Source organism: Proteiniphilum acetatigenes DSM 18083 (assembly GCF_000380985.1).
GTDB classification, from domain to species: Bacteria; Bacteroidota; Bacteroidia; order Bacteroidales; family Dysgonomonadaceae; genus Proteiniphilum; species Proteiniphilum acetatigenes.
Map to the genome: position 1 here is coordinate 1 of NZ_KB905727.1, position 1,447 is coordinate 1,447.

The following is a 1,447-nucleotide window of genomic DNA, read 5'->3' on the forward strand; positions in this document are numbered from 1 at the left end:
GAAGCTTGAGCACATTGCAGGCCATGAGATGTTCGTTGACTTTGCGGGTAAAAAGCTTGAGATAGTAGATAAAGATACGGGTGAGATCAAACCGGTTGAAGTCTTCGTATCAATTTTACCCTGTAGTCAATATACTTATGTTGAAGCCTGTGCCACACAGAACCGTAATGATTTTATAAGTTGCTGTAAAAACGCATTACACTTTTATGGTGGCGTTCCAAAGGCAATCGTATCTGACAATCTAAAGTCTGCCGTTACAAGAGCCAGCAAACATGAAGCAGTTATTAACCGCTGCTTCAAAGACTTTGCCAGTTATTACGGTTGTGTTATTAACCCCGCAAGAGTGTATGCTCCACAGGATAAAGCATTAGTAGAAAATGCTGTACACCTTACTTATCAAAGAATCTATTACCCTCTTCGAGAGATGACATTCTTCTCGATAGAAGAGCTCAACAGGGAGATCAGGCGATTGCTTACAGAATACAACAAACTGCTCTTTAAGCGTAAAGAGGCCAGTAGACTGGAACTGTTTCAGACAATAGAGCGAGGCTATCTGAAGCCATTACCCGCCGAGCAGTACGAGATAAAAGAGTACCGCAGGGCAAAGGTTCAGAAAATGGGATATGTATATTTTTCACCCGATAAGAGTTATTATAGTGTACCATACCGCCATATAGGCAAACAAACACAAATACATTATACACGGAAACATATAGAGGTTTACTACAATCATCAGCGCATAGCCATACATCAGAGGAATCACACTACAGGCAGCTATAACACCAACTCGGATCACCTGAGCAGTACGCATCAATCATACCTGGGTTGGAATCCGGATTACTTTAAGAATAAAGCTGCAGCGCATGGTGAGCATGTTGTCAGTTGTGTAGAACATATACTTGCATCTGTAGATTACCCTGAGATAGGCTACAAGCGTGTAACCGGTCTTTTGCAGCTCCACAAGGCTTATGGTTCGGGCAGATTGGATAGAGCCTGTAAAATGGCTTTAAATGCAGGGATACCATCATATACCCGAATCAAAAACATCCTGAAGAATAACATGGATAAGGCATCAATCATTTATGATGAATCCGATAATGCACAGTCGCATATACCGCTGCATCACAATATAAGGGGAGCATCATCCTACAGTTAAGCAAATCAGTTAATTTATAAACCCATAATAATGAACAACAATCAAACAATCGAAAGATTAAAACAGATGAGGCTCGGAGCCATGGCTTCATTGCATTATCAGCATATCAAGGACAACAGGATAGAGAATGTGACGGCTGATGAATACCTGGCTTTGCTTACGGATCATCAATGGGAAGAACGATTAAATAATAAAATAGAGCGTCTTATCAGACAGGCCGGCTTTAGAGAACAGGCCAGTGTAGCGGATGTCGAATACAATCAACAACGCAATCTGGATAAAAATATGTTT

At 41.1% G+C, this 1,447-nt stretch carries 2 protein-coding genes; both read left to right on the forward strand.

The genetic code is table 11. The annotated features are described in order from the left end of the window. On the forward strand, nucleotides 1-1,156 hold a 1,156-nt coding region (istA, locus tag F597_RS0119800; protein WP_019541477.1), incomplete at its 5' end, for an IS21 family transposase. Between the two features lie 30 nt (nucleotides 1,157-1,186). Further along, on the forward strand, nucleotides 1,187-1,447 hold a 261-nt coding region (locus tag F597_RS0119805; protein ID WP_019541478.1), incomplete at its 3' end, for an ATP-binding protein.